20 protein-coding genes are annotated in these 25,253 nt (G+C 60.6%); 15 read left to right on the forward strand and 5 right to left on the reverse strand.

The genetic code is table 11. From position 1 onward, the window contains the following. Positions 1 to 58: 58 nt before the first annotated feature. From PU634_RS03935 to PU634_RS03980, 10 genes are all read left to right on the forward strand, one after another. Entirely contained in the window at positions 59 to 1,366 is a 1,308-nt protein-coding gene (locus PU634_RS03935; RefSeq protein ID WP_306762760.1) for an O-antigen ligase family protein, read from the forward strand. Positions 1,367 to 1,570: 204 nt separating this feature from the next. After that, positions 1,571 to 3,712, forward strand: a complete 2,142-nt coding sequence (locus PU634_RS03940; RefSeq protein WP_306762761.1) for a type I secretion system permease/ATPase — start codon at positions 1,571 to 1,573, stop codon at positions 3,710 to 3,712. Beyond that, positions 3,705 to 5,087 carry an HlyD family type I secretion periplasmic adaptor subunit gene (locus tag PU634_RS03945; RefSeq protein ID WP_306762762.1) on the forward strand — a complete coding sequence of 461 codons (1,383 nt, stop codon included), beginning with the start codon at positions 3,705 to 3,707 and terminating at the stop codon, positions 5,085 to 5,087. Before PU634_RS03940 ends, PU634_RS03945 begins: the two co-directional genes overlap by 8 nt. Before the next feature lie 22 nt (positions 5,088 to 5,109). Further along, on the forward strand, positions 5,110 to 6,414 hold the full coding sequence (locus PU634_RS03950) for a TolC family outer membrane protein (RefSeq protein WP_306762763.1): 1,305 nt from the start codon (positions 5,110 to 5,112) through the stop codon (positions 6,412 to 6,414). A 19-nt stretch (positions 6,415 to 6,433) separates the two neighbouring features. After that, positions 6,434 to 7,033 carry an OmpA family protein gene (locus tag PU634_RS03955; RefSeq protein WP_306762764.1) on the forward strand — a complete coding sequence of 200 codons (600 nt, stop codon included), beginning with the start codon at positions 6,434 to 6,436 and terminating at the stop codon, positions 7,031 to 7,033. Further along, a complete protein-coding gene (locus tag PU634_RS03960; protein ID WP_306762765.1) occupies positions 7,030 to 7,713 on the forward strand; it encodes a transglutaminase-like cysteine peptidase in 684 nt (227 codons plus the stop codon). Before PU634_RS03955 ends, PU634_RS03960 begins: the two co-directional genes overlap by 4 nt. Before the next feature lie 97 nt (positions 7,714 to 7,810). Beyond that, positions 7,811 to 9,718 (forward strand): bifunctional diguanylate cyclase/phosphodiesterase, encoded by a 1,908-nt coding sequence (locus tag PU634_RS03965; RefSeq protein ID WP_306762766.1) that lies wholly within the window; start codon positions 7,811 to 7,813, stop codon positions 9,716 to 9,718. Positions 9,719 to 10,032: 314 nt separating this feature from the next. After that, on the forward strand, positions 10,033 to 13,590 hold the full coding sequence (locus PU634_RS03970; RefSeq protein ID WP_306762767.1) for a retention module-containing protein: 3,558 nt from the start codon (positions 10,033 to 10,035) through the stop codon (positions 13,588 to 13,590). A 17-nt stretch (positions 13,591 to 13,607) separates the two neighbouring features. Further along, the gene (locus tag PU634_RS03975) at positions 13,608 to 14,093 is read left to right on the forward strand and encodes a hypothetical protein (RefSeq protein WP_306762768.1); all 486 of its coding nucleotides are present in this window, start codon (positions 13,608 to 13,610) and stop codon (positions 14,091 to 14,093) included. Between the two features lie 104 nt (positions 14,094 to 14,197). After that, a complete protein-coding gene (locus PU634_RS03980; protein ID WP_306762769.1) occupies positions 14,198 to 14,902 on the forward strand; it encodes an SIMPL domain-containing protein in 705 nt (234 codons plus the stop codon). A 75-nt stretch (positions 14,903 to 14,977) separates the two neighbouring features. On the opposite strand, the gene serA is transcribed toward PU634_RS03980, so the two are convergent. Then, positions 14,978 to 16,207 carry a phosphoglycerate dehydrogenase gene (gene serA, locus PU634_RS03985; protein WP_306762770.1) on the reverse strand — a complete coding sequence of 410 codons (1,230 nt, stop codon included), beginning with the start codon at positions 16,205 to 16,207 and terminating at the stop codon, positions 14,978 to 14,980. Positions 16,208 to 16,418: 211 nt separating this feature from the next. On the opposite strand from serA, the gene tesB reads away from it, so the two are divergent. Further along, on the forward strand, positions 16,419 to 17,294 hold the full coding sequence (gene tesB / locus PU634_RS03990) for an acyl-CoA thioesterase II (RefSeq protein WP_306762771.1): 876 nt from the start codon (positions 16,419 to 16,421) through the stop codon (positions 17,292 to 17,294). Between the two features lie 72 nt (positions 17,295 to 17,366). After that, a complete protein-coding gene (gene ung, locus PU634_RS03995) occupies positions 17,367 to 18,041 on the forward strand; it encodes a uracil-DNA glycosylase (protein ID WP_306762772.1) in 675 nt (224 codons plus the stop codon). A gap of 42 nt (positions 18,042 to 18,083) precedes the next feature. Here ung and PU634_RS04000 read toward each other — a convergent pair whose 3' ends face one another. Both PU634_RS04000 and tal read right to left on the reverse strand, forming a co-directional pair. Then, positions 18,084 to 18,272 (reverse strand): DUF3545 family protein, encoded by a 189-nt coding sequence (locus PU634_RS04000; RefSeq protein ID WP_306762773.1) that lies wholly within the window; start codon positions 18,270 to 18,272, stop codon positions 18,084 to 18,086. 198 nt (positions 18,273 to 18,470) lie between these two features. Next, complete coding sequence (tal, locus tag PU634_RS04005) at positions 18,471 to 19,424, reverse strand: transaldolase (RefSeq protein ID WP_306762774.1); 954 nt, start codon at positions 19,422 to 19,424, stop codon at positions 18,471 to 18,473. Between the two features lie 222 nt (positions 19,425 to 19,646). Here tal and PU634_RS04010 point away from each other — a divergent pair, with 222 nt between their 5' ends. Further along, a complete protein-coding gene (locus PU634_RS04010) occupies positions 19,647 to 21,068 on the forward strand; it encodes an alanine/glycine:cation symporter family protein (RefSeq protein ID WP_306762775.1) in 1,422 nt (473 codons plus the stop codon). Between the two features lie 229 nt (positions 21,069 to 21,297). Here PU634_RS04010 and PU634_RS04015 read toward each other — a convergent pair whose 3' ends face one another. Both PU634_RS04015 and PU634_RS04020 read right to left on the reverse strand, forming a co-directional pair. Continuing rightward, positions 21,298 to 21,849, reverse strand: coding sequence for a hydrolase (locus tag PU634_RS04015; RefSeq protein ID WP_306762776.1), 552 nt, complete (start codon positions 21,847 to 21,849; stop codon positions 21,298 to 21,300). Positions 21,850 to 21,932: 83 nt separating this feature from the next. Beyond that, the gene (locus PU634_RS04020; RefSeq protein ID WP_306762777.1) at positions 21,933 to 23,816 is read right to left on the reverse strand and encodes a methyl-accepting chemotaxis protein; all 1,884 of its coding nucleotides are present in this window, start codon (positions 23,814 to 23,816) and stop codon (positions 21,933 to 21,935) included. Between the two features lie 372 nt (positions 23,817 to 24,188). On the opposite strand from PU634_RS04020, the gene PU634_RS04025 reads away from it, so the two are divergent. Together PU634_RS04025 and PU634_RS04030 are read left to right on the forward strand one after the other, a co-directional pair. Continuing rightward, positions 24,189 to 24,524: a YkgJ family cysteine cluster protein gene (locus PU634_RS04025; protein ID WP_306762778.1), complete on the forward strand. Its 336-nt coding sequence runs from the start codon at positions 24,189 to 24,191 to the stop codon at positions 24,522 to 24,524. 86 nt (positions 24,525 to 24,610) lie between these two features. After that, complete coding sequence (locus PU634_RS04030) at positions 24,611 to 25,234, forward strand: YceH family protein (protein WP_306762779.1); 624 nt, start codon at positions 24,611 to 24,613, stop codon at positions 25,232 to 25,234. The last annotated feature ends 19 nt before the right edge of the window (positions 25,235 to 25,253 follow it).

The following is a 25,253-nucleotide window of genomic DNA, read 5'->3' on the forward strand; positions in this document are numbered from 1 at the left end:
CAGTGCTGCCTGTTGTATTCATTTAAGTTAGGATGTCGTGGGTTTGAGGAGTGTCTGGTTGCTTGGCCATGGTTATAAAGAGCGAGCACGTGGTGTTGTTAATAAAAAGGCTGAAGCTGAACTGATGAATATAAAAAAACTGATTGATAACAATAACTTCATCTCATTGATGGTGTTTTTATCGTTGGCGTTACTGCTGTCAACACCGGGCGGCTCAGTGGCTGCATTTGTCATGCTGCTGCTGGTGGCGCTGTTTTTTTTGTTTCGGGATAAGGATAAACCCGAGCTGAATCATACCGACAAGTTGCTTGTTTTCTCTTTTGTGTTCATGTTTTTAACGGTGCTGCCGCCTTTTGTAAGCGACGGATTTAGAGGGCGTTACCTCGATCTCTCGTTGCGCTTCTTACTGGTCGTACCTATATTGTGGCTGCTGCTTAAAACCCCTCCCAAAGCGAGTTGGCTGTTTGGCGGAGCAGTAGTGGGCTGCATCAGCTCCTTTGTCCTTGCAGTTTATCAGTATTTTTATGCAGGAATGCCCAGGGCTGACGGCTTTCTTTACAGCATTAATTTTGGCTACCTTGCCTGTTCATTGGCGTTTCTGTCGTTTTCCGGCATGATTTTTTTTGAACGTGCAAGATGGAAGTTTTTCGCTTTTGTTGGCTTCGCTCTGGCCATGTTTTCCATGGTACTCACCGGTACCCGTGGCGCCTATATTGCCGTGCCTGTGCTGGCTGTGCTGCTGATTGTTCTGTACAGAAAGGAGCTGGGTGCAAAGCTGCTCATTCTGGTGACTGTGGCCACCATTTCCATGCCTGCCGCCAGCTACATGGTCGTGCCTCAGGTACAGCAACGTTTTGATGTGCTGATCAACGAACTGGTCAACTATGAGAGCGGTGATGCCAGCAAGGCATACACGTCCAGCGGACTCCGTCTGGAGCTGTGGAAGGCGGCCATTGAGGCATTCAGGCAAAGTCCGCTGTACGGCTTGAATTACAACCAACGTGAAGCACTGAACGCTCAACTGGTGGATGATGGTGTGGTTATTCCCCAGGTGTTAACAGTGTCGCGCGGGCATGCTCACAGTGAGTATTTTGAAGTGCTGGCCGGAAGAGGGCTGTTGGGTATTACTGCTTTGTTTATGTTGTTTCTGGTGCCCGGGGTAATTTTTCTGCGCAAGGCCATGAGTACCTGTGGCAAGGAAAAAGCACTGGCAGCCGCCGGGGTGACCTTTGTTGCCGGTTTTATGGTGTATGGCATCAGTGAGGCACCGTTACAGGGCAATGTGATATCCGGGTGTTACGCTCTGACCGTGGTCGCCATTTACGCCATGCTGAAACGACCAGAAGCAGCCGGGTTACGGGCTTAACGTATCGAATCTGGGCTCCAATGTTACATGACGATGTTGGAGCCCACAGGCTGCAAAGCCCACCGACAATTCACCAGCCCTTCCTGTTAACCCTCCGCTACCATCCCCAGCGCCCTGGGCGCACCAATCGTTCGATTTTTAGCCGCATTTCCATAACTTCACTAGAATAAGATTCAGGCGCTTCCACATGGAGCAGTTATGGGTATGCAGGATGCAAACGCGCGCATTTGTCCGTTGTTGCAAAGCCTGGTGTTTCTCACCCGGTTTTACGGGCAGCCCCATCAGGGCGAGGCCCTGGTCAATGGCCTGCCCCTGGCCGATGGCCGGCTGACCGTTGCCCTGTTCTCCCGCGCCGCCCATCGCGCCGGCTTTTCCTCCCGCCAGGATGTTTCCCCCCTTGAGAATATTTCCGAGCTGCTGCTGCCCTGCATTCTGCTGCTGAAAAACGGTGGCGCCTGCGTGCTGCTGGAAGTGAGCGACGCGCGTGGCTGCCGGGTCATGCTGCCTCACACCGGCGAGGGTGAGCAGTGGCTGCCCACCGAGCAGCTGGCCAAAAGCTACAGCGGCCGGGTGATCTTGCTCAAACCCCGTTTTCGCTTTGACGAACGCTCCCCACAGGTACTGGATCATGAGCACGGCCACTGGTTCTGGAGCACATTGCGCCGCTCTTCCTCCATCTACCGGGACGTATTGATTGGCTCCCTGCTGATCAACCTGTTCGCCCTGGTTACGCCGCTGTTCACCATGAATGTGTACGACAAAATCGTGCCCAACCTGGCGTTCGACTCGCTCTGGGTGCTGGCCACCGGCGCCGCCGTGGTGTTCGTGTTCGACTTTGTCATGCGCCTGCTGCGCAGCCACTTTATCGACGTGGCCGGCAAAAAGGCCGATGTGCTGCTCTCCGCCCGCATTTTTGCCAAGGTTATGGGCATGCGCATGGAGGCCCGGCCACCGTCCACCGGCGCCTTTGCCCGGCACTTGCAGGAATTTGAGTCCATTCGCGAGTTTCTCACCTCGGCCACGGTGGCGGCGCTGGTCGACATTCCCTTTGCCCTGCTGTTTTTGTTCATCATCTGGCTCTTTGCCGGCCACATGGTGTGGGCGCCGCTTATGGCCATGCTGTTGCTGGTGGCGGTCAGCCTGCTGGTGCAGCGTCCGCTGCGCCACAGCATTGAAGAGGGCTCCAGGCTTGCATCCCAGAAAAACGCCAATCTGGTGGAGGGCATCGCCGGGCTGGAAACCATCAAGCTGTTTGGTGCCCAGGGGGCCTTTCAGCACCGCTGGGAGCAGGCGGTAAGCCACATGGCCAGCTGGGGCATGAAAACCCGCCGCCTCACCAACGGTGTTTCCACCCTGGCCAACGTTACCCAGCAGATCACCACGGTCAGCCTGATTGTGCTGGGGGTGTACCTGATTGCTGCCGGCGAGCTGTCCATGGGCGGGCTGATTGCCGCTGTCATGCTCGGCAGCCGGGCCATTGCGCCCATGGTGCAGCTGTCGGTGCTGTCCACCCGCTATAACCACGCCCGCTCGGCCATGGACATTCTGGAAAAGGTCATGGCCGCTCCCGACGAGCAGGAAGACGGCCGGCGCTTTATTCATCATCCCGAGTTTGAGGGCGACATAGTGTTCGACCGGGTGAGCTTTCGTTATCCCGGGGCGGAGCAGAATGTGCTGACCGAGGTCAGCCTGCACATCAAGCCCGGCGAAAAGGTGGCCATTATCGGCCGCATCGGCTCGGGCAAAACCACCCTGGAGCGGCTGGTGGCCGGGCTCTACAAACCCACCGAGGGCGCCATTCGCATAGACGGCATCGACATTGCCCAGCTGCAACCGGCGGTGCTGAGGCGCAACCTGGGTTTTGTACCTCAGGATGTGACCCTGTTTTACGGCTCCATTCGCGACAATATTGTGATCGCCAACCCGCTGGCGGACGAAGAGGCCGTGCTCAGGGCCGCCGAACGTGCCGGGGTGACGCTGTTTTCCCATCAGGATCCCGACGGCCTGGAGCGTCAGGTGGGCGAGGGCGGCCGGCTGTTGTCGGGCGGCCAGCGTCAGGCGGTGGCCATCGCCCGGGCCCTGCTGAATGAGCCCGTGATGCTGATCATGGACGAACCCACCTCCAACATGGACAACCGCTCCGAGCTGCATGTGCGCCAGCAACTGAACAGGCTGGGGGCGGGCCGAACCCTGCTGCTGGTTACGCATCGTACCTCCATGCTCGATGTGGCCGAGCGCATCATTGTGCTGGAGCAGGGCCGGGTGATGGCCGACGGTCCCAAGGAGCGGGTGCTGGCGCAGTTGCAGGCGGGCCAGGTCACCATGCGGGAGGTCAGTCATGGCTAGGCAACCCACCCCGGAGCAGCTCGACTACACCAGCGACACCGCCGCCGCCGTGCTGCTCAACACGCCCAGGGGAGCCCGGGCGCTGCTGTGGTGCATGCTGGCCTTTGTGCTGGCGGCCATTGTGTGGGCCCGCTTTGCCGAGCTGGAGGAGGTAACTTCCGGCAACGGCACCGTGATCCCCTCCAGCCAGTTGCAGGTGGTGTCGAACCTGGAAGGGGGCATAGTGCGCGAGCTGTATGTGCGTGAGGGCCAGCAGGTGGAGCAGGGGCAACCCCTGTTGCTGATCGACGACACCCGTTTCAGGTCGGATCTGCGCGAGCGCGAGCAGGAAATTGCCGCGCTGCAGGGCGATGTGCTTCGGCTGGAAGCCCAGGTGGCGTCCATTCAGGTGCGGGAGGCGGAGGATTCTGGCTGGCGCGAGCAGGTGCAGGTCACACCGGCGGAGCTGGTGTTTCCCCACGAGTTTACAGAGCAGTTCCCCCAGCAGCCCGCCATTCAGCGTTCGCTTTATAACGAGCGGCTCGAGTTTGTGAAAAACCAGCTGTCGATTTTCGGCAACCAGATCCAGCAGCGCGAGCAGGAAATTGTGGAAACCAGGGCCAAGGTGCGCACCCTGGGCCGGGGGGTGGGGCTGGCCGCCCGCGAGGTCAACATGAGCCGGCCTCTGGCCCGGGAAGGCATAGTGCCGCAGGTGGAAATTCTGCGCCTGGAGCGTCAGCTCAACGAACTGCAGGGCGAGCTGGAGTCGGCCCGGCTGCTGTTGCCCAAGCTGGAGGCCACCCTTAAGGAAACCATCTTCAAGCGCAAGGAAGTGGCCCTCGGCTTCCGTTCCGAGGCGCAGCAGCAACTGAACGAACGGCGCGGCCAGCTGGCCCGGCTGAAGGCCGGCGAGGTGGGCCTGCAGGACAGGGTCACGCGCACTTCTGTGCTGTCGCCGGTCAAGGGCACGGTCAAGACCCTGAGCGTGAACACGGTGGGCGGAGTGGTGCAGCCGGGGGTGAGCCTGGTGGAAATCGTGCCGCTGGAAGACACCCTGTTGGTGGAGGCGCGCATTGAGCCCCGCGACATCGGCTTCCTGCGGCCGGGGCTGGAGGCCATGGTCAAGTTCACCGCCTATGATTTCACTATTTATGGAGGCCTGGTGGGCGAGGTGGAAAAAATCAGCGCCGATTCCATTCAGGACGATGACGGCAACACCTTTTTCCTGGCCACCATCCGCACCAAAGAGAGCTTTTTGGGCAGCGAGCAGGCACCGCTTCGGATTATTCCGGGTATGCAGGCGGGGGTAGACATCATCACCGGCAAGAAAACGGTGCTGGACTACCTGCTCAAACCCATTCTAAGAGCAAAGCAGGGCGCTTTGCGTGAGCGTTGAGTCGAAGAAAGGGAGAAAAACAATGAGAAAATCGGCGATTGCAGTGCTGGTGGGCGCCGCCATGGTGCTGCCGGTCCATGGGCAAACACTGGAAGAGGCGGTAACCCAGACCCTGATGACCCACCCCAAGGTCAAGGAAGCCTTTCACCTTTATCAGTCCCGGCAATATGATCACGACGAGGCCTTTGCCGGCTATTTGCCAAAGCTCGATGCCAATGCCGGCATTGGTTATGAATACACCGACAGCCCCGGCGTGCGCGACGGTGATCCCAGGGCCGACAAAACCCTGACCCGCAAGGAGGCCGGGTTGTCGCTGCGGCAGATGCTGTTCGACGGCTTTAAAACCCCGAGCAATGTGCACCGCACCCAGGCGGAAGCCGATGCCCAGCGTTATGCGCTGTTGTCGGATGCGGAAAACATCGCCCTGCGGGTGGCCGAGGTGTACCTCGATGTGCTGCGCCAGGACGAGATCGTGGAGCTGTCGCGCCGTAACCTGGCCACCCACGAGCAGATCCTGTCCGACATTCAGCGGCGCACCAATTCCGGGGTGGGCTCCACCGCCGATCTCAACCAGATCAACGGCCGGGTGGCGCGGGCCTATTCCAACATGACGGCGGCGGAAAACAACCTGCGGGACGCCCAGAGCCAGTTCATGTCTCTGGTCAACCAGATGCCCGGTGATCTGCGCCAGCCCCAGCCCGACGCCAACTATGTGCCGCCCACCCTGGACGACGCCCTGGCCATGGCCCAGGAAAACCACCCCACCCTGATGTCGGCATCCTTTGATGTGGCCGCGGCGCACCAGCAGCACAGAGACGCCAAGTCCGGTTTTTACCCCACGGTGAACATTGAACTCGACAGCAACTGGAACGACGACATCGACGGTGTGCGCGGCCATAACAACGACTTCACCGCCATGGTGCGCATGCGCTACAACCTGTTCAACGGCGGCGCCGATATGGCGCGCAGCCGCTCTACCTCGGCGCTGGAAATGCAGGCCAAGGACATTCAGATGAACGCGCACCGTCAGGTGGAAGAGGGCATGCGCCTGGCCTGGGCGGCTTATGAATCCCTGGGCCGGCAAAAGGACTTTCTGCAGCGCCATGTGGAGTCGAGCTACGACACGGTCGATGCCTACAAAAAGCAGTTCTCCCTCGGCAACCGCACCCTGCTGGACGTGCTCAACACCGAAAACGAGCTGTTCGAGGCGCGGCGTTCCTACATTAACGCCGAATACGATCAACTGCTGGCAGAGTACCGCATCATGAACGCCTCGGGCCGCCTGCTGGAAGCCCTGCGTTTTACCCAGCCCGAGCAGTGGCAGTAATAACAAAAGGAGAATTGCGATGAAACCATGGATTTTGCTGGCTCTGGTGCTGCCGCTGGCGGGTTGTACCCTGACCGCCGAGCCGGAGCGCGATACCACGCCCGAATATGATCTTACCGACATGGACCGCGACGGGGTGATCACCGCCCGGGATAACTGCCTGGACTCGGCTCTGAACTCATCTGTAGATAATGACGGTTGTGGCGGCAGTGAGAATCAGGTGCTGCAGCAGGACATAGTGGTACTGTTTGCTCACGACAAGTCGAACATTACGCCGAAATATCAGGACGAAATTAACCGCATGGCCAGCTTTATGGCCGAAAACCCCGAGCTGAAGCTGCTGCTGGAAGGGCATGCCAGCCAGGTGGGCACATCGGAATATAACCTGGCGCTGTCGAAACGGCGGGCCCAGGCGGTGCGCCATGCCCTGATGCAGCAGGGGGTGCCCGGTGAACGGCTGGAGATCATCGGTTATGGCGAGAGCAAGCCGTTGATCATGGGAGACGACGAGCAGGCCGCTGCCGCCAACCGTCGGGTGGTGGGCGCGCTTACCAACATGCGTGAGGGCGTGAGAATGCGCTGGAATGTATACAGCATGGAGCCGTCTTCTGAGCAATGAGGCCGACTTGTCAGCGGCTTTGCGGGCTGGCGCTGCTGGGCGTGTTGCTCGGCGTGCCAGCCTGGTCACTGGAAGAGGAAGACAGCAACATGCGCGTGGCGGTGCAATCCGTGTATGGCCGTTCGGCGGCCCACCGATTGCTGGAATGGCGCCGGCTGGTGCGGGAAGGCCAGGCGGCCGCCTGGGGCGAGCAGGAGGCCATTGAGCGGGTCAACCGCTTTTTTAACCGGCTGGTTTTTATTGACGACATTAAATTGTGGGCCAGCGAGGATTACTGGGCCACGCCGCTGGAGTTTCTGGGGGCCGGTGGCGGCGACTGTGAAGACTTCAGCCTGGCCAAGTATTTTTCCCTGCGCGAACTGGGGGTGCCCGACGACAAGCTGCGGCTGGTGTACGTCAAGGCGCTGGAGCTGAACCAGTTTCATATGGTGGTGGCCTATTACCCCACGCCGGCGGCAGTGCCGCTGATCCTGGACAACCTCAAGCCGGCCATTTTGCCGGCCACGCGACGGGGAGATCTGGCGCCCATTTACAGTTTCAACGGTCAGCACTTGTGGCTGATGAAGGAAAGAGGCAGGGGTGAACTGGCCGGAGCGTCTTCGCGTTTGTCGTTATGGAACGAGTTGCGCAGCCGGCTGGAACAGTCGCGGCTGCAGCGACCGGCAATCAACCTGGACTGAATGATAACGATGCGGGAGTTACGAAACAGCCGTCATGCCCGCGCAGGCGGGAGTGACGAATGAGGAGACGGCGGCGTGTTAAAGGGAATTACATAATATGACTCTGTACCGGCAACTTCTGCTTACCATGCTGCTGCTGTTTGCCCTGCTGTTTGTGTCGGCCTATTCGGTGCAGTTCAGCTCCACCCGCAGTTATCTGGCCCAGCAGCAGGAATTCATGGTCATTAATACCGTTACCTCCCTGGGGCTGGCATTAACCCCCTATCTGGAAAACGACGATGCCGTGGGTGCCGAGTCGGTGATCAACGCCCTGTTCGACGGCGGCTACTACCGCAAGGTGGAGCTGCGGCTGCTGGCCAGCAATAAAACCATTACCCGGGAAAACACCGCCCCCCCGCAGCGGGTGCCGGCCTGGTTTACCGATCTCGACCTGTTTGAGGGAGGGCATCACCAGGCGGTGCTCACTTCGGGCTGGCTGCAACTGGGCCAGTTGTATGTGGAAGGGCACACTGGCCATGCCTATTACCAGCTGTGGCGGGGCATGAGCCGGCTGGCCACCTGGTTTGCCGTGAGTTTTGTGCTGGTGTGGGCCTTGCTGGTGCTGGCCCTGCGTCATTTGCTCAAGCCGCTGCACAGCATAGAGGAGCAGGCGCGGGAAATTGAACAGCACCATTTTGGCAAGACCATTCCGCTGCCGGCCACCCGTGAGCTCAGGCAGGTGGTGTCGGCCATCAACGGCATGTCGGGCAAGCTTGAGGCCCAGTTTCAGGAGCAGGCCGCCGAGGCCGAGCGGCTGCGCCACCGGGCCTTTATGGACGATACCTCGGGGTTGGGCAACCGGGCCTGGCTGATGGCCCAGAGCCAGGGCTGGCTGGGCGACGGACGGGGTGGCGCCGTGGTGCTGGTGTCGGCCCGGGTGCTGGACTGGCTGTATCGTGACGAAGGCTTTGAGGTGCGGGATCAGATGATTCGAGTGATTGGCAAAAACCTGCGCCAGCTGTGCCGGGATCATGGTGAGCATGTGCTGGCGCGCATTTCGGCCACCGAATACGCCATGCTGGTGAGCGAGTCGGATCCGGCCACCCTGAAGCAACTGGGAGAGGCCATTAACCGGCAGATTGCCGAGCTGGTCAAGGATCCGGAAGACGATCGGGAGATCTCGGTGGTGGGCATTGCCCTGGTGCAGCCCGGCGACGAAATCGGCCGCCTGCTGACCCGGGCCGACCATGCCCTTAACCGGGCCCACATGAATGAAACCGGTGTGGTGGTGGAGGCCCACCAGCAGCGCGAACGGCTGGGCCGGCTGCAGTGGAAGCAGTTGCTGGAGGAGGCTCTGGAGCACGACGGCTTTGAGCTCAGCGCCCAGGCGGTGATGGGCTTTCAGGGCGAACGCTACCATGAAGAGGTGTTTGTCAGCATACGCCGGGAAGGCATCGCCTATGGCGCCGACAATTTTCTGCCGGTGGCCGAGCAGTTTGGCCTGGGAGAACGGCTGGATCTGCACGTGGTGGCCCGGGCCCTGCGCATGCTGGAAGGCCGGCCGGAGCTGAAACTGGCGGTGAATTTAACGCGCCAGAGCTGCCATCAGGACGGTTTCTGGCGCAAGCTGTTTCAGATCCTGGAGCGTTACGAGTCGGTACGGGACCGGCTGTTGCTGGAGCTGCCGGAAAGCGCCTTTGCCGTTGGCTGGGAACGGCTGATCGCCCCGCTGGCGGGGCTCAAGGTGGAGTGGGGAGTGGATCATTTCGGGCGCCATTTCGATCTGCTGGTGCACCTGGGCCAGCTCAGGCCGAAATACGTGAAGCTGGATCAGGGCTACACCAGCCAGGTGCAGCAGCCCGATTACAACGACGCCTTTCTGGCCGCCGTGTGCCGCGCCGCCCACAGCATGGGGGCTTTGACCATTGCCTCCCGGGTGGAAACCGGCGAGCAGGTGGAGCGCCTGAAAAGCCTGCACGTGGATGCTTATCAGGGATATGTCAGCCCGCCCGGCCGTCTTTGCTGACCTAATGGAGCGCCCGGGTACAAGCACCCGGCGCCCAGCTGTTTCGAGTGATGGGCAGTCCCCGGTTTATCGGGGCAACGGTGTTGCATAAAGCATGATTTACCCGCTTACAGCCGTGAATAAATCTGCACCTATAAAGCTTGCATCTCTTTTAACCTCCACCACCATCCCGCTGGGTGCTGGACCTTAAAATCATCCATTTTTTCGAAAGGTATTCTCCCGTTTTATGCGGGTGGTGGCGATATTTTGTGCAGGATCCATCAGGCATTCCCCCCTAGCCTTAAGGTAAGCGAAGCGGTAACAGGGATGCAGACATGGACACAACACGAATAGACAATGCGGTTCAGGTTGTCAGCCTGAAAGGTCAAGCCTTTATTATTGAAAAAGATGGAACGGTTACGCCGGTCAGGGCAGGGCAGGTTTTGCCGGAAGGTGCACTGCTGCTGACCGACGAAAACTCCGGCATCGTTTACGGCGAGGCGCCGGAAAACACGGCGGCGGCAGCGCCGGTTTCCGACGAGGCGACCGCCGCCGAGGCAGAAGCCATTCAGGCCGCCATTCTGGCCGGACTGGATCCCACCAAACTGTTTGCCGCGCCGGCCGCGGGTAATCCGGTGGCCGGGCCGGCCGCCGCCAGTGGCAGCGGCAACGCCGGCTTTGTGGTGGTGGACCGTACCGGCGATTCGCTGCTGGCCGAGGCCGGCTTTGATACCACCTTTGCCAATCAGGGCGTTGTCTCTGTGTTCGAGGCGCTGCCGGAGCGGGATATTCCCGAAGCCGCAGACATAGACTCCATTCCCGAGATTGTGGTGGTGATAGATCCGCCTCCGACCCCTCCCGGTGATGGCGGCGGTAACGGCGGCGGCACAGACTACGCATTTGTAGAAGAAAGCGCCCTGCCTAATGGCACCAACCCCGGCAGCGACAATGAAACGGCCACCGGTTATTTCGACATTAATACCGGCAACGACGAGCTGGCCAGGGTTGAGATACGCCTGCCCGGCGGCGAGTGGGTAGACGTGACCGGCGGCGGTGTGATTGAGGGGCAGTATGGCACCCTGACGGTGACAGTGGAAAATGGCGTTTACCTGTGGCGTTACGATCTGAATGGTGCCACCGCCCATCCGGATAAGGGAGAAACCGGTGCCGACGATACCCTGGCCGATGATTTCGAGGTGCGGGTAACCGACGATGATGGCGATCAGGCCACCGCCGGCCTGACCGTGCATGTACACGACGATGGCCCCGTTGCCGAGTCGGACTCGGTATCCGTGAATGAGGCCGGCCTGCCCTGTTACAATCTGGTGCTGATCATCGATACCTCCGGCAGCATGGAAGGCGAACGCCTGGCGCTGGCCAAGCAGGCCCTGATCAACCTCATCAACAGTTATGGCGAGGTATCCTCCAAGCTCACCATCAGCATCATTACCTTTGCCAGTCTGGCTTATTTCGACGAAGAAGACATGCGCGACATGACGCCGGAAGAAGCCATTGCCTTTATCAACACCCTGGAGGCCGATGGCAGAACCAACTACGAGGATCCGCTGGAAGAAGCCCAGGAGCTGCTGACCGAGCAACTGGCCGAGAAGCCCGGCTATGAACACAAGGTTTATTTCATTTCCGACGGTGAGCCCAATGAAGGCTTTCCGCCGGCAGGCTGGCAGGACTTTGTGGATGACAATGGCATAGATGTCATTGCCGTGGGCGTGGGCGAAGACAGCCCGCAGGCCAAGGACGAGCTCGACAAGGTCGGCAACAAGGGGGACACCACCCTGATTATTGAGGACCCCAAAGAGCTGGATGCGGCCCTGCAGGAGACGGTGCCCAGCCAGGTGTCCGGCAATGTGCTGGCCAATGATGACTTTGGCGCCGATGGTCCGGGCCGGGTGGTGTCGGTCAGCTATGGCGATCAGACCTATGCCGTGCCGGAAGGGGGATCGGTGTCCATTCCCACCGGCAGCAACGGCACCCTGGTAATGTATTCAAACGGTGATTTTACCTACACAGGCCCGGCCGATGTCAGCCAGGACATTACCGAGCACTTTGTTTACACCATGGAAGACAGCGATGGCGATCCCAGCAGTGCCACCCTGAGCGTGACCCTGCAGAATGACGGCGGCACCCAGATTCATCTCAAGGGCCTGGACGTGGACGGCGGTGAACAGACCCTGGATGAACGGCACCTGCCTCAGGGCACCGATCCCCAGCCCGGTGAGCTGACCAAATCCGGTACCTTCTCCCATGAAGGCAACGGCGAGGTCGACACCCTGACCATTGCCGGAGTCAAGGTGCTGGAAAACGGTGTTTACCAGGGAGATGCCGGCGGCCAGGTGGTGATTGTGAATGATGGCGGGCGTCTGCTGGTGATCACCGGCTATCACGCGGCAACCGGCACCTTCAGTTACAGCTATACCCTGAAGGACAACAGCCTGCTGCACGATGAGGCCGGGCGCGACAGCCTGACCGAGCAGTTCCGGGTGTTCATCAGCGACACTCAGGGCGCCACCGACACCGCCTGGCTGGACATCAACATCATTGACGACATTGCCGTCATCAACGGAGTGCAGCATGGCATTATGGCCAATGTGGCCGCGACCCTGAGCGGAAGAGTGGATCTCGGCTATGGCGCCGATGACGGGTCACTCGCGCTGTCGGGCGTGGCGCCGGACGGCTTGTATTACACCACCGTCTCCGGCCCCGGTGGCAGCCAGATCATTACCGCCACCGTAGGGGATAAAAACGGGGAGGTGTATTTCACGCTGACGGTGTACCCGGACGGTCGTTACGACTTTGAGCTGGTCAATCCGGAGCCGGTGCTGGCCACCACCAAGGATCTGACCGGGTTGACCGCCGGCAAGCCGGTGCTCAGCCTGGAGCTTCCCGTCAATGGCATTACGGCCACCTTTACCGAGTTGCAGCCCAGCCCCGGCAAGGGGGGGGTTAACTCCTCCAATAACGGCATGGGTATTGACGATAACCTGGTGGACAAGGGAGACGTGCTCAAGGTGGCGTTCAGTGGTGCCATCTCCAATGTCGGCTTTACCCTGAACAAGTTCAGCACCGGTGACGTCATGACCTGGGTGGTGCTCAGTGCGGGGATCGTCGTGGCTTCGGGCACCTGGACGCCGCCCGCCGGCACCAAGGAGGGCAGTGATGTGGTGTTCAACCTGCTGGATCCTGTGGTGGGTTCAAGCATCACCTATATCCAGGGCTCGGCCGAAGAGATCAGGGCCGCCGGTTTTGACGAGCTGCACCTGGGCTCCGGCAGTGGTGACTACCGCCTGCTCGACATGACCATTTACGAAGAGATCTTTCCGCAAGACGGCAACCTGCTGTTCGATATCGATATTCAGGACGGCGACGGCGACCTGGCGTCGACCAGCCTCAGCATCACCATTGAGGCCGATGGCACCGAGGCGAGTGGTTTTACCCTCTCGGGCACGGCGGCCGATGAAGTGCTGCTGGGCAGCAACGGCAACGATATCCTGATTGGCGGCGAGGGCGATGACATTCTGATCGGCGGTCTGGGCAACAACACGCTCACCGGTGGTGCGGGCATGGATACCTTTCGCTTTACCCAGGCCGATGCCGGCTCCGTCAACATCATCACCGACTATGAAAAAGGCGTGGATGTGGTTGATCTCAGGGAGCTGCTCACCGGGGAAGAGGGCGGCAATCTCTCCGCCTATCTGGAGTTTACGCAATCCGGCAGCGATACCCTGCTGAACGTTACCCCCGCCGGCGATGGCGGCGACAGCCAGCAGATCCGTTTTGAAGACACCAACCTGATGGACTTGTACGGAGCCGCCAGCAGCGAGGCCCTGATCCAGGCCATGGTGGATGATCAGACATTGCAGATTGACAAGGCCTGACGCAGGGGGAATGAGCCATGGCCAGGGTGATCACGGTAATGCTGCAGGGCATTGGCTACCACTGGAACGGACAGGACATTCTGGTGGACGACGGCATCAGTCTGCCCTGGTCCCTGGCGGGCTCATCCCTGGAGCGGATAGAGCTGGTTGATCGGGAAGGCGAAACCACCGCCACCTTTTCCATCGACTTTGAACGCCAGGAGTGGACCCTGGCGGGCGAAAGCGAGCCGGGCGAGGTGATCCTGGTGGATGACAAGGGCGCGGCCCTGACCGCCCTTTCTCCGCTGACGGTGCAGGCCATGCTGTTGCCCGAGGCGGCGCTGGTGCCGGCCCCGGGCCTGGTCGGCGACGATCCGCTGCCCCTGAGCCTGGATGACATTCTGCTGAGCAGCGAACTGCCCGCAGGCCTGCCCGGTGCGACGCTTCCCGACACAGGCGGCCTCGACAGTGAGCTGATCGACGATGTGATCAATTGGCTCTCGGTGTATAGTCCTCCTGAATAAAGGAGCGGGAGCAGTCCATTGGCGCAGGCTGACCGCCTGCATCAGCGCCCGCAGGGCGCTTTCTTTTATTCGAGAAGCCCGCATACGTTAAAAAGAGGATTTCCATGCGTAACAAGCCCCGGTTCGTTTTGTTCGGCCTGCCCCTGCTGTTCAGCTCGGCGGTCTTTGCCATTGCCGTGCCCGATGCGCCGCATCTGGTAACCCAGGGGGAGGCGAGCATCAGCGTGGCTCCCGACATGGCCACCCTGGAGCTGGCGGTGACCGCGGTGAAAAAGGACAGCCGCCAGGCCAAGGAGGAGGTGGATACCCGCGTGGCCGCCCTGTTCAGCGGCCTCAGTGCCCTCGGCATTAAAAAGGCGGATATCGACAGCGGCAACCTGGTCACCCGGCCGGATTATGATTATTCAAACAATGGCAAGCGCGAGCTCACCGGTTATCAGGCCGAGCGTACCGTGACCATTCGGCTGTATCAGCTCGACAACCTGAGTCAGGTGATTGACACCGCACTGGCGCAGGGAGTGCAGAATGTGCAGCGCATTGGTTACGGAGTGCGCGAGGCCGAGGGCTATCAGCAACAGGCCCGTCAGGCCGCCATGGCCCATGCCCGCAAACTGGCGGGTGAGCTGGCCACCGGTTTTGAACAGTCTCTGGGCGAGATCTACGCCATTGAATATGCCGGCCAGCCGCCGGTGCATCCGCGCCCGATGGGCGCCGTCAAGATGATGGCCGCCGATGCCGCTCAGGAGAGCTACCAGCAGAACGAGATTGAATTCACCGACCGGGTACAGGTGGTCTACACCCTGAAATAACCCCCTCTGTAGCGGACATTCTTCATGAAAAAAGGGGCTTTCGCCCCTTTTTGGTCATGTTTGCCCGCCGGGCCGTCAGTGAAGAATTCGAGCCCGAATGGTGCCGCTGATGGCCTTGAGCTTTTCCAGGGCCTGCTCACTCTGGGCGGTTTCCACGTCGATCACCACGTAACCGATTTTGGGCGAGGTTTGCAGATACTGGGCCGCGATGTTGATGTCGTCACCGGCAAAGGCCTGGGCGATCTGGCTGAGAATACCGGGCTTGTTGTGGTGAATGTGCAGCAAGCGGCTGGTGCCGGCATGGCCGGGCAGTGACACCTCGGGGAAGTTCACCGCCGACAGGGTGGAGCCGTTGTCGGAATACTTGATAAGCTTGCCCGCCACTTCGTAACCGATGTTTTCCTGCGCTTCCTGGGTGGAGCCGCCAATGTGCGGTGTGAGGATCACGTTGTCGAAGCCGCGCAGGGGAGACACAAACTCTTCGTCGTTGGACTTGGGTTCAACCGGGAACACGTCGATGGCTGCGCCGGCCAGGTGCTTGCTGGCCAAGGCCGCCGCCAGGGCGTCGATGTCGACCACGGTGCCGCGGGAGGCGTTGATCAGAATGGCGCCCGGCTTCATCATGGCCAGCTCTTCGGTGCCAAACATGTTTTTGGTCTGGGGGGTTTCCGGCACGTGCAGAGACACCACATCGGCCATGTTGAGCAGCTCTTGCAGGCTGCCCACCTGAATGGCATTGCCCAGGGACAGCTTGTTTTCAATGTCGTAGTAATACACCTGCATGCCGATGCCCTCGGCAATAATGCCGAGCTGGGTACCGATGTGACCGTAGCCGATGATGCCCAGCTTCTTGCCGCGGGCTTCAAAGGAATGGGTGGCGGTTTTCTGCCACTCGCCGCGGTGGGCCTTGGCGTTGCGCTCGGGAATGCCGCGCAGCAGCAGCAGCAGCTCACCCAGCACCAGCTCGGCCACGCTGCGGGTGTTGGAGAAGGGGGCGTTGAAAACCGGAATGCCGCGGATCTCGGCGGCGGCCAGATCCACCTGATTGGTGCCGATGCAGAAACAGCCAATGGCCACCAGTTTTTCGGCGGCGTCGAGTACGGACTCGGTGAGCTGGGTGCGGGAGCGAATGCCCACGAAGTGAACGTCCTTGATACGCTCTTTCAGCTCGTCGTCGGCCAGGGAGGTTTTCAGATAATCGATATTGCTGTAGCCAGCGGCTTTGAAAGACTCAACCGTGCCTGGGTGTACGCCTTCCAACAATAAAATTTTGATTTTTTCTTTTTCAAGGGAATAGTTGGCCATTACCGGGTCCTTTATGACAACTGCTTTGGGTTTTCCATAAAGTATCAAAAACATCGACTTTAGGGAATTTTTGCTGTTAAAGTCACGTTTTTTTAAGTTATAAATTTTTTTTTAATCGTGGCCCGCACAATCATCAGGCTGAGCGGGGGAGTGCTCAGCCACGGCCTTTTCATGTTAACGTAGGCTCAGTCATTTCAACCGGGTACCCTTCATGAGTCGAGCACTGGACGATTTGTTGACCCTGCTGGCGCTGGAGCCGCTGGACGATGGCCTCTACCGGGGGCAGAGCATGGATCTGGGGTTTGGCGCCGTGTTTGGCGGCCAGGTCATGGGCCAGGCGCTGGCGGCGGCCAAATACACCCTGACACCGGAGCGACCGGTGCATTCCTTTCATTCCTATTTTCTGCGCCCCGGCGATGTGAACAAGCCCATCATCTACGACGTGGAAAACATTCGCGACGGCAAAACCACCTCTACCCGCCGGGTGCAGGCGCTGCAATACGGCAAGCCCATTTTTTACATGACGGCGTCGTTTCAGCAGCCGGTGGCCGGTTTTGAACATCAGGCCCTGATGCCGGAGGTGGCGGGCCCCGAAGGCCTGGTGCCGGAAAGCGAGCGGCTGGCGGCGCTGGCCGACAGGGTGCCGGCCAGGCTGCGCAAAAAGCTGCTAGCGGATAATCCCATCGACATGCGTCAGGTCAATTATGTGGACCCCATGAAGCCGGAAAAGGCCGAGCCCCACCGCTGTGTCTGGCTGAAGGCCAATGGCGCGCTGCCCGATGATCTGCGCATTCACAAATACCTGCTGGCCTATGCCTCCGACTTCAATTTTCTGCCCACGGCGCTGATGCCCCACGGCCACTCCTTTTGGGAGCGGGAATTGCAGGTGGCCACCATCGATCACTCCATGTGGTTTCATGACGACTTCAGGTTTGACGACTGGGTGCTGTACGTCATGGACAGCCCCCGCGCCATTGCCGGTCGTGGCCTGGTGCAGGGCCGGCTGTACAGTCGCGATGGCCGGCTGGTGGCATCCGTGATGCAGGAAGGCCTTATTCGCCCGCGCGGCGCCCTTGCCCGGGAGTAGCCCGTGCCAGCACGCCGGGGCGTGGCCCGGCAACGGAACGTTTAGTCAATCATCCATCACCGGACAGCAGTCATGAGTACAACCTGGAGTGAGGTCCTCGGACCGGAAAAACAACAACCCTATTTTCAGCAGACCATGCAGGCGGTCACCGCGGCCCGCCGGGCGGGCAAGGACATCTATCCGCCGGAAGCAGACGTGTTCAATGCCCTTAAGCTGACCGAGCTGGCCCAGGTAAAAGTGGTGATGCTGGGCCAGGATCCCTATCACGGCCCCGGTCAGGCCCACGGCCTGTGTTTTTCCGTGCGCCCCGGGGTTCGGGTGCCGCCGTCGCTGCGGAATATGTATAAAGAGCTGGAAAACGATATTCCCGGCTTTGAGATCCCCAACCACGGTTTTCTGGAGTCCTGGGCCCGGCAGGGCGTGCTGATGCTCAATACCGTGCTGACGGTGGAAAAGGGCAAGGCCCATTCCCACGCCAGGCTGGGCTGGGAAACCTTTACCGATAAGGTCATTCAGGCGGTCAACGATCACTGCGAAGGCGTGGTGTTTTTATTGTGGGGCAGTCACGCCCAGAAAAAAGGCAGTCATATTGATCGTCAGCGCCACCATGTGCTGAGCGCGCCTCACCCCAGCCCCTTGTCGGCTCACCGCGGCTTTTTTGGTTGCCGGCATTTTTCTCAGGCCAATCAGTTGCTGATGGCTCAGGGCGCTTCCCCCATTAACTGGCAGTTGCCGCTGGAAGTATGAAAAAAGGCGCCGTTAACGGCGCCTGAATTATATTACGTGCTCTTACAGCTCCAGCTCCTCGGCCAATTGATCGAGCTCAAAGGTACAGTCGAGTTGCTGAAGTTCTTCCTGCAAACGCCTTTTGTCCTTAAGGGCTTCTATTTCCCGCCATTTGCGTTTCTGGGCGGGCTCACGCGGTGCGCGCGGGGACTTCTCAACCACAAATTCCTGATCGAAGCGTGACCTCTCCATGGGGCTCCCTCCTGTTGGCTATCAGTTGCAGTCGCAATTCATATATCACAGCAGGTTATAAAATAGAATGTTATTATTGCAGAATTGTTATCTTGAGACGCAAAATGGGGAATAGGGGGAGATGGAGCGCGTGCGGCTTGCCCCAGCAAGGAGAGGGGACTCGCGATTCCCTGATCCCGAGTCCCCAATCCCTGTTATTTAGATCATCGCCTTGAGCATGTCTTCCAGCTTGCCCTGGTCGACGGCAAAGTTGCGAATGCCCTCGGCCAGTTTTTCGGTGGCCATGGCGTCCTGGTTTTGCTCCCAGCGGAATTCGGCTTCGGTCATGGGGGCTGGGCGGGCCTGAGTGGCGCCCTGGTCCCGCAGTTTCTGCACCACTTCGCCCTCGCTCTGGCTCAGCTCTTCCAGCAGGCCGGGACCAATGGTCAGGCGGTCGCAGCCGGCCAGTTCGAGAATTTCGCCGGTGTTGCGGAAACTTGCGCCCATGACCACGGTTTTGTAGCCGTGGGCCTTGTAGTAGTCGTAGATACGGGTGACCGACAGCACGCCCGGATCTTCCGCCGGGGCATAGTCTTTCTTGTCGGTGTTGGTTTTGTACCAGTCGAGAATGCGGCCCACAAAAGGTGAAATGAGATAGGCGCCGGCTTCGGCACAGGCGCGGGCCTGGGCAAAGCTGAACAGCAGGGTCAGGTTGCAGTTGATGCCTTCCTGCTCCAGCACTTCGGCGGCGCGAATGCCTTCCCAGGTGGAGGCCAGCTTGATCAGAATACGCTCCTTGCCGATGCCGGCCTCGGCATAGAGGGCGATCAGCCGGCGGGCCTTGGCGATGCTGGCCTCGGTGTCGAACGACAGCCGGGCGTCCACCTCGGTGGAGATGCGGCCGGGAATGAGCTTGAGAATTTCACAGCCGATGTTCACCGCCAGCTTGTCTGAAGCGTCGATCAGCTGTTGCTCGGTGTTCTGGCTCCGGGCCCTGGCCCAGGCCACGGCGTCTTCGAGCAGCGGGCGGTATTCGGGGATCTGCGCTGCCTTCAGAATAAGAGACGGGTTGGTGGTGGCATCTTCGGGCTGATACTTGCGAATGGCGTCGATGTCGCCGGTGTCGGCCACGACGGTGGTAAACTTGCGCAGTTGAGCGAGAGTGTTGGCCATGAACGGGTCCTTCAGGGTGTTGTTTAGCGCTATATTCTAATTTTAACGGCATTGAAAGTCATTTGCCTTGGCCGCCCGGTGCGGTTGTGCAGGACGGGGAAGATACGGCCTGTTGTGATCCGGCTCACGTGGCGCGAGCCCACGGCTGTGGTACATTGCGCCGCTTCGCGTGGACCTCATTCCCATGATGGCCATGAAATTTGATGTAACACAGAGGTGCCCATGGACTCCTTTATCTCCTTTATCAACAACCTGCTGTGGGGATCCGTGCTGATCTACCTGCTGCTGGGGGTTGGCATTTTCTTTACCGTGCGGCTGGGGCTGATTCAGTTTCGCCATTTCGGCCACATGTTCTCGGTGCTGAAACACAGCCGCCAGTCCGACGCGGCGGGCATATCGTCGTTTCAGGCACTCTGCACCAGCCTGGCGGCCCGGGTGGGCACCGGCAACCTGGCCGGTGTGGCGGTGGCGCTGTACCTGGGCGGCCCCGGCGCCATTTTCTGGATGTGGCTGATCGCCCTGATCGGTATGGCCACGGCCTTTGCCGAAAGCGCCCTGGCCCAGCTTTACAAGGTGAAGGACGACGACGGCAACTACCGGGGCGGCCCGGCCTATTACATGGAACGGGGCCTGGGCATGCGCTGGATGGGCGTGCTGTTTGCAGTGTTTCTGATCATTGCCTTTGGCCTGGTGTTCAATGCGGTGCAGGCCAACTCCATCAGCGCCGCCATGCAGGTGGCGTTCAGCGTGCCCGAGTGGGCCACCGGCCTGGTGCTGGTGGTGCTGGCGGGGCTGATCATTTTTGGCGGCCTGCGTACCATTGCCCGCTTTGCCGAGCTGGTGGTGCCCTTTATGGCGCTGGCCTACCTGCTGATCGCCCTGGTGGTGGTGGCCATGAACCTCACCGAGCTGCCCGCGGTGCTGGCGCTGATCGTGAAATCGGCCTTTGGCCTGGAGCAGGCCGGCGGCGGTGCCATGGGCTATGCCATTTCCCAGGCGCTGATCAACGGTGTGAAGCGGGGCCTGTTCTCGAACGAGGCGGGCATGGGCTCGGCTCCCAACGCCGCCGCCTCGGCCACGCCCTATCCGCCCCACCCGGCGTCTCAGGGTTATGTGCAGATGCTGGGGGTGTTTGCCGATACCATCGTCATCTGCACCTGCACCGCGTCCATTATTCTGCTCTCCGGCCAGTTTGAACCCGGCTCCGGCATTACCGGCATTGAGCTGACCCAGAAGGCACTGGCACACGAAGTGGGTGACTGGGGCAATATCTTTATTGCCATCGCCATTCTGTTCTTTGCCTTTACCAGCATCGTGGCCAATTACGCCTATGCCGAAAACAACCTGGTGTTCCTGGAGCACAACCACCCCGCCGGCCTGCTGGTGTTCCGCCTGTTTGTGCTGGGCATGGTGATGTTCGGCTCTGTGGGGGAACTGCCCACCATCTGGGCCATGGCCGACACTTCCATGGGCATGATGGCGCTCATTAACCTGGTGGCCATTCTGCTGCTGTCGGGCGTGGTGGTGAAGCTGGCGAAGGACTACAACGACCAGCGCAAGCTGGGCCGGTTGCCGACCTTTGACGTGAGCAAGTATCCCGAACTGCACAATCAGCTGGAAGAGGGGATCTGGGACAAGAAGTAAATGCAGGGATTAGGGACCAGGGAATAGGGATTGGAGCCCCGCTGAAGCGGGGCCTTGAACACAGTCACTCCGGGCTTGACCCGGAGTCCATCGCATGGAGCCCAGTACTCTGGCGGGATGCACAGTTGTCTGCCACCCGGATTCCGGCTCAAGGGCCGGAATGACCAGGGCGGGCCGCCCGCGCTCCAATTATTGTTTTTGTCTTACGTCTTACGTCCAACGTCTTATGTTACGGCTGTTCCCCTACCAGAAACTGTTTGCTGATGGTCTTGAAGGTGTCGGTGCCGGCCTGCTGCATCAGCTCAAACACCACCATTTCCCGGCTGACGATGTGTGCCCCGGCGGCGCGCATGCGCTCCAGCCCCAGCCGGCGGTTTTCCTCGGTGCGGCTGCCCACCGCGTCGGCCACCACGAACACCTCCTTGCCCGACTGCAATAACTCCAGCACGGTTTGCAGCACGCACACGTGGGTTTCCATGCCGCACACAATAATCTGGCCGCGGTCCTGCCAGTGCTTGGGCAGGCAACCGCCGGCCACGGCGGAAAAGTGCACCTTTCTGGCCACGTCGGGGCGCTCCACCAGGGCGGTGAGAGCCGGCAGGGTATGGCCCAGGCCACGGGGATACTGCTCGGTGAACAGGGTGGGAGTGCCCAGCAGCTGGCAGGCGCCGATCAGCCAGCCGGCGCGCGCCACCAGGCGTTCGCCCTGATCGATGGCGGGCACCAGCTTTTCCTGAATGTCGATCACCAGCAGCGCGGCTTTTTCGGGTTGTATCAGCATGTGTGTCTCCTTGATAAACAACGGCTTTCAGTATGCCCTGTTCGGCGCCAATAAGCAGCCCGGCCGGAGCACCGGGCCGGCCGTCACACCCTGAACCTGGCCAGCAGCTCATCCTGATGCTGCATCTGCTCCAGCATGGCATGGCATTTGTGCAGCTGCTCCAGGGCGCCATTGGCCACGCCCTGGCTGATGTCCCGAATGTTGGTGGTGTTCTGGTTGATCTCCTCGCTGGTGGCGCTTTGCTCTTCGGCGGCGGTGGCAATTTGCAGGTTCATGTCGTTGATCTGGGCAATGGCCTCGCGAATGCGCACCAGCACCTCATTGGCCTCGGCGGCATCGGCCGTGGTGCGGGCGGCCAGCTCCTGGCTCTGCTGCATCTTGTGCTCGGCCTGCTGCACGCCCTGCTGCAGTTTTTCGATCATGTCGCCGATCTCCCGGGTGGACTGCTGGGTGCGCGAGGCCAGCGAACGTACCTCGTCGGCCACCACGGCAAAGCCGCGACCCGACTCGCCGGCCCGGGCCGCCTCGATGGCGGCATTGAGCGCCAGCAGGTTGGTCTGCTCGGCAATGCCGGTGATCACCGACAGTATCGACTCGATGTTGCGGCTGACCTGGGCCAGCTCGTGCACCGAGGCCATGGTGTCGTCCATGTCGGCGGCCAGCCGTTCAATGGCCTGGGTGGAGCGGGACACCACGGCGGCGCCCTGCTCGGTTTCCTGGTTGGCGGCATGGGCGGCCTCGGCGGCATGCTGGGCATGACGGGCCACGTCGTTGGCGGTGGCGGCCATTTCGTGCATGGCGGTGGCCAGCTGGTCCAGCTCCTGCAACTGCCGCTGCAACTGCTGCTCGGCCTGCTCCGACTGCGCCGAGGTCTCGCTGATGCGCGACTTCAGCGACTGGGCGCTGTGCATGACCTTGCCGATCAGCTGTTGCAGGTGGGCGAGAAAGCCGTTGAACTCGCCGGCCACCAGGGCAAACTCGTCTTTCCTGGTGACCGGCAGGCGCCGGGTGAGATCGCCCTCGCCGCTGTTGATGTCGGCCAGGGAGCGGTGCAGACCGCCGAGGGGCCTGAGCTGGCTGCTCATCAGCACGATCAGAATCGCCAGACTGATGGCCACCCCGAGCGCGGCAATGATCATCGCCTGCCATTGCAGGCGGTCGGCCCGGGCCATGACGATGCCTTCGTCCAGAGCCACGCCGATGTACCAGTCGGCGCCCTGCAGCCCCTTGAGCGGCGTGAACGCCACCCAGTGGGGCCGGCCGTTCAGGGTGTGGGTGGCCAGTTCGGTGCTGATGGCCGGGGCGGAGCCGTCGAACAGCTCGCTCAGGCGGCGGCCGTTGAGGGCGCTGTCGGGGTGGGAAATGATGTTGCCGTTGCGCGCCACCAGGAAGGCGTGGCCGGCGCCGTTGAAGTCGATCACATTAATGGCACTGGCCACGGTTTCCAGGCTGAGATCCCCGCCAAAGGCACCGAGAAAGCGGCCATTGTCGGTGATTGTGGCGACCGCGGAGATAAGGATGTCGCCGGTGCTGGCATCGGCGTAGGGCTCGGTCAGCGAAGCCTGTTCGGCCTGCCGGGCCACCGCATACCAGGGGCGCTGGCGGGCGTCCCAGCCGGCCGGGTTCCAGCTGGGCGTATTGCTGATGGCGCGGCCCTGCTCGCTTTCCAGACCACCGAAGATCAAAATGAATTCGTCCCGCAGCAGTGGCAGGTTAAAGGTCTGCTGCACTTGCTCGCGACTGAAGTCGGCGTCGATCTGCTGGGCGGCCATGTCGATCAGCCTGAGCTTGCCGTTCAGCCAGTTTTCTATCTGGCGGGCGAGGGTGGCACTGGTTTCATGAATGGCGGCGGCGGTCTGATCGCGCAGGCTTTCCCGAACCTGGGTGAGCTGCAGCCAGGAGAGCAGGCCCACGGTTACCAGCAGCACGGCGGCGGCGGTCAGGCCCACCTTGTGAGTGAGTTTCATACAACGATTCCCTGTTATTGCTTGGGTTGAGGCTACGACCAAAGGCGTATTGAACGGCGCCGCCTGCAGGAACACAACCATTGCGTTTCATTGTTTGCGCCAGTGCACATTTTTTTAACATGGGCCTGGCTGCGGTGGCGTGACTGGCTGCTTTTTGCGCGTTTTCACGCCGTGTTTTTCTTGCCCGAGCCGGGTTTTCGATTTATTTATATCGCCTTTCCGAGTCAGCAAAGGAGTTATCACCGGCACGTCGCGTCGGGCACTCGCCCTGTTCGCCAGTTTCTTTTCCGCAGTATTCCGTTTCGGACTTTTCCCAGCTTTTCACAATCTGTTTTCGTCACTGTTTTGGTTTTGCCTGGAGGTAAGGCGTTGATGAGTGGTGGCAATCCCTGTTTGAGTTGCGGCGCCTGCTGCGCGTTTTTTCGTGTGTCGTTTTACTGGGGCGAAGTGCACAGCGACTTCGCCGTGCCCGAGGCCCTGACCGAGCCGGTGTCTTATACCCGGCTGGCCATGGCCGGTACCAACCAGCCTTCGCCCCGCTGCGTGGCGCTGGAAGGGGAAGTGGGGACCTGTGTATCCTGCTCCATTTATGAAAACCGGCCCAGCCCGTGCCGGGACTTTGAAGCCCATGATCCCGGCGGTGCCTGCAACCGGGCCCGGGCGGCTCACGGGCTGCCGCCGCTGGAGGAGCCGCCCATCGCCGCCTGATGCCTCGGTGAAACATAAGCGGCGGAAAAGGCTGGTGTTTTGAGGGGGGTTCGGTAGTCTTTAGGCAGAACACAAGGAGCCTGGTTATGGAAAAACTGTCTGCCCTCGAACAACGGGTGATTGGCTGCCTGATTGAAAAACAGGTGTCCACCCCCGATGTGTATCCGCTCACCCTCAATTCACTGGTGAATGCCTGCAACCAGAAAAGCAACCGGGATCCGGTGCTGAGCCTGAATGAGAATGACGTGCAGTCTGTGCTCAACACGCTCGGGGCCCGGCGGCTGGTGAACAACGTGGCCGGCTTTAATGCCCGGGCCGCCAAGTATCAGCACCGTTTTTGCAACACCGAGTTTGGCGAGCTGCAGTTCAGCCCCGGTGAGCTGGCCATTGTCTGTGAGTTGTTGCTGCGGGGCCCGCAGACCCCGGGCGAGCTGCGCAGCCGCTGCGCCCGGCTGCATCCGTTTGGGGAGGTGAGCGAGGTGGAGGCCTGCCTGCACAGCCTGATGGAAAAGGGCCCCTTTGTGGTGAAGCTGGAGCGTCAGCCCGGCAAGCGGGAGTCGCGTTACGCCCACCTGTTTGGTGACGCGCCGGTGAGCGAGCCGGCGGCCCCGGCCGCATTGGGTGAGGATGCCCAGGCCCGCATTGTCGAGCTGGAAGCGGAAGTGGCCCGGCTCAAGGCCCGTATTCGCGAGCTGGAAGGGGAAGCCTGAAGCCTGCTCACTCGTTCCC

Origin of the sequence: Oceanimonas pelagia (genome assembly GCF_030849025.1) — a bacterium.
Taxonomy (GTDB): domain Bacteria; phylum Pseudomonadota; class Gammaproteobacteria; order Enterobacterales; family Aeromonadaceae; genus Oceanimonas; species Oceanimonas pelagia.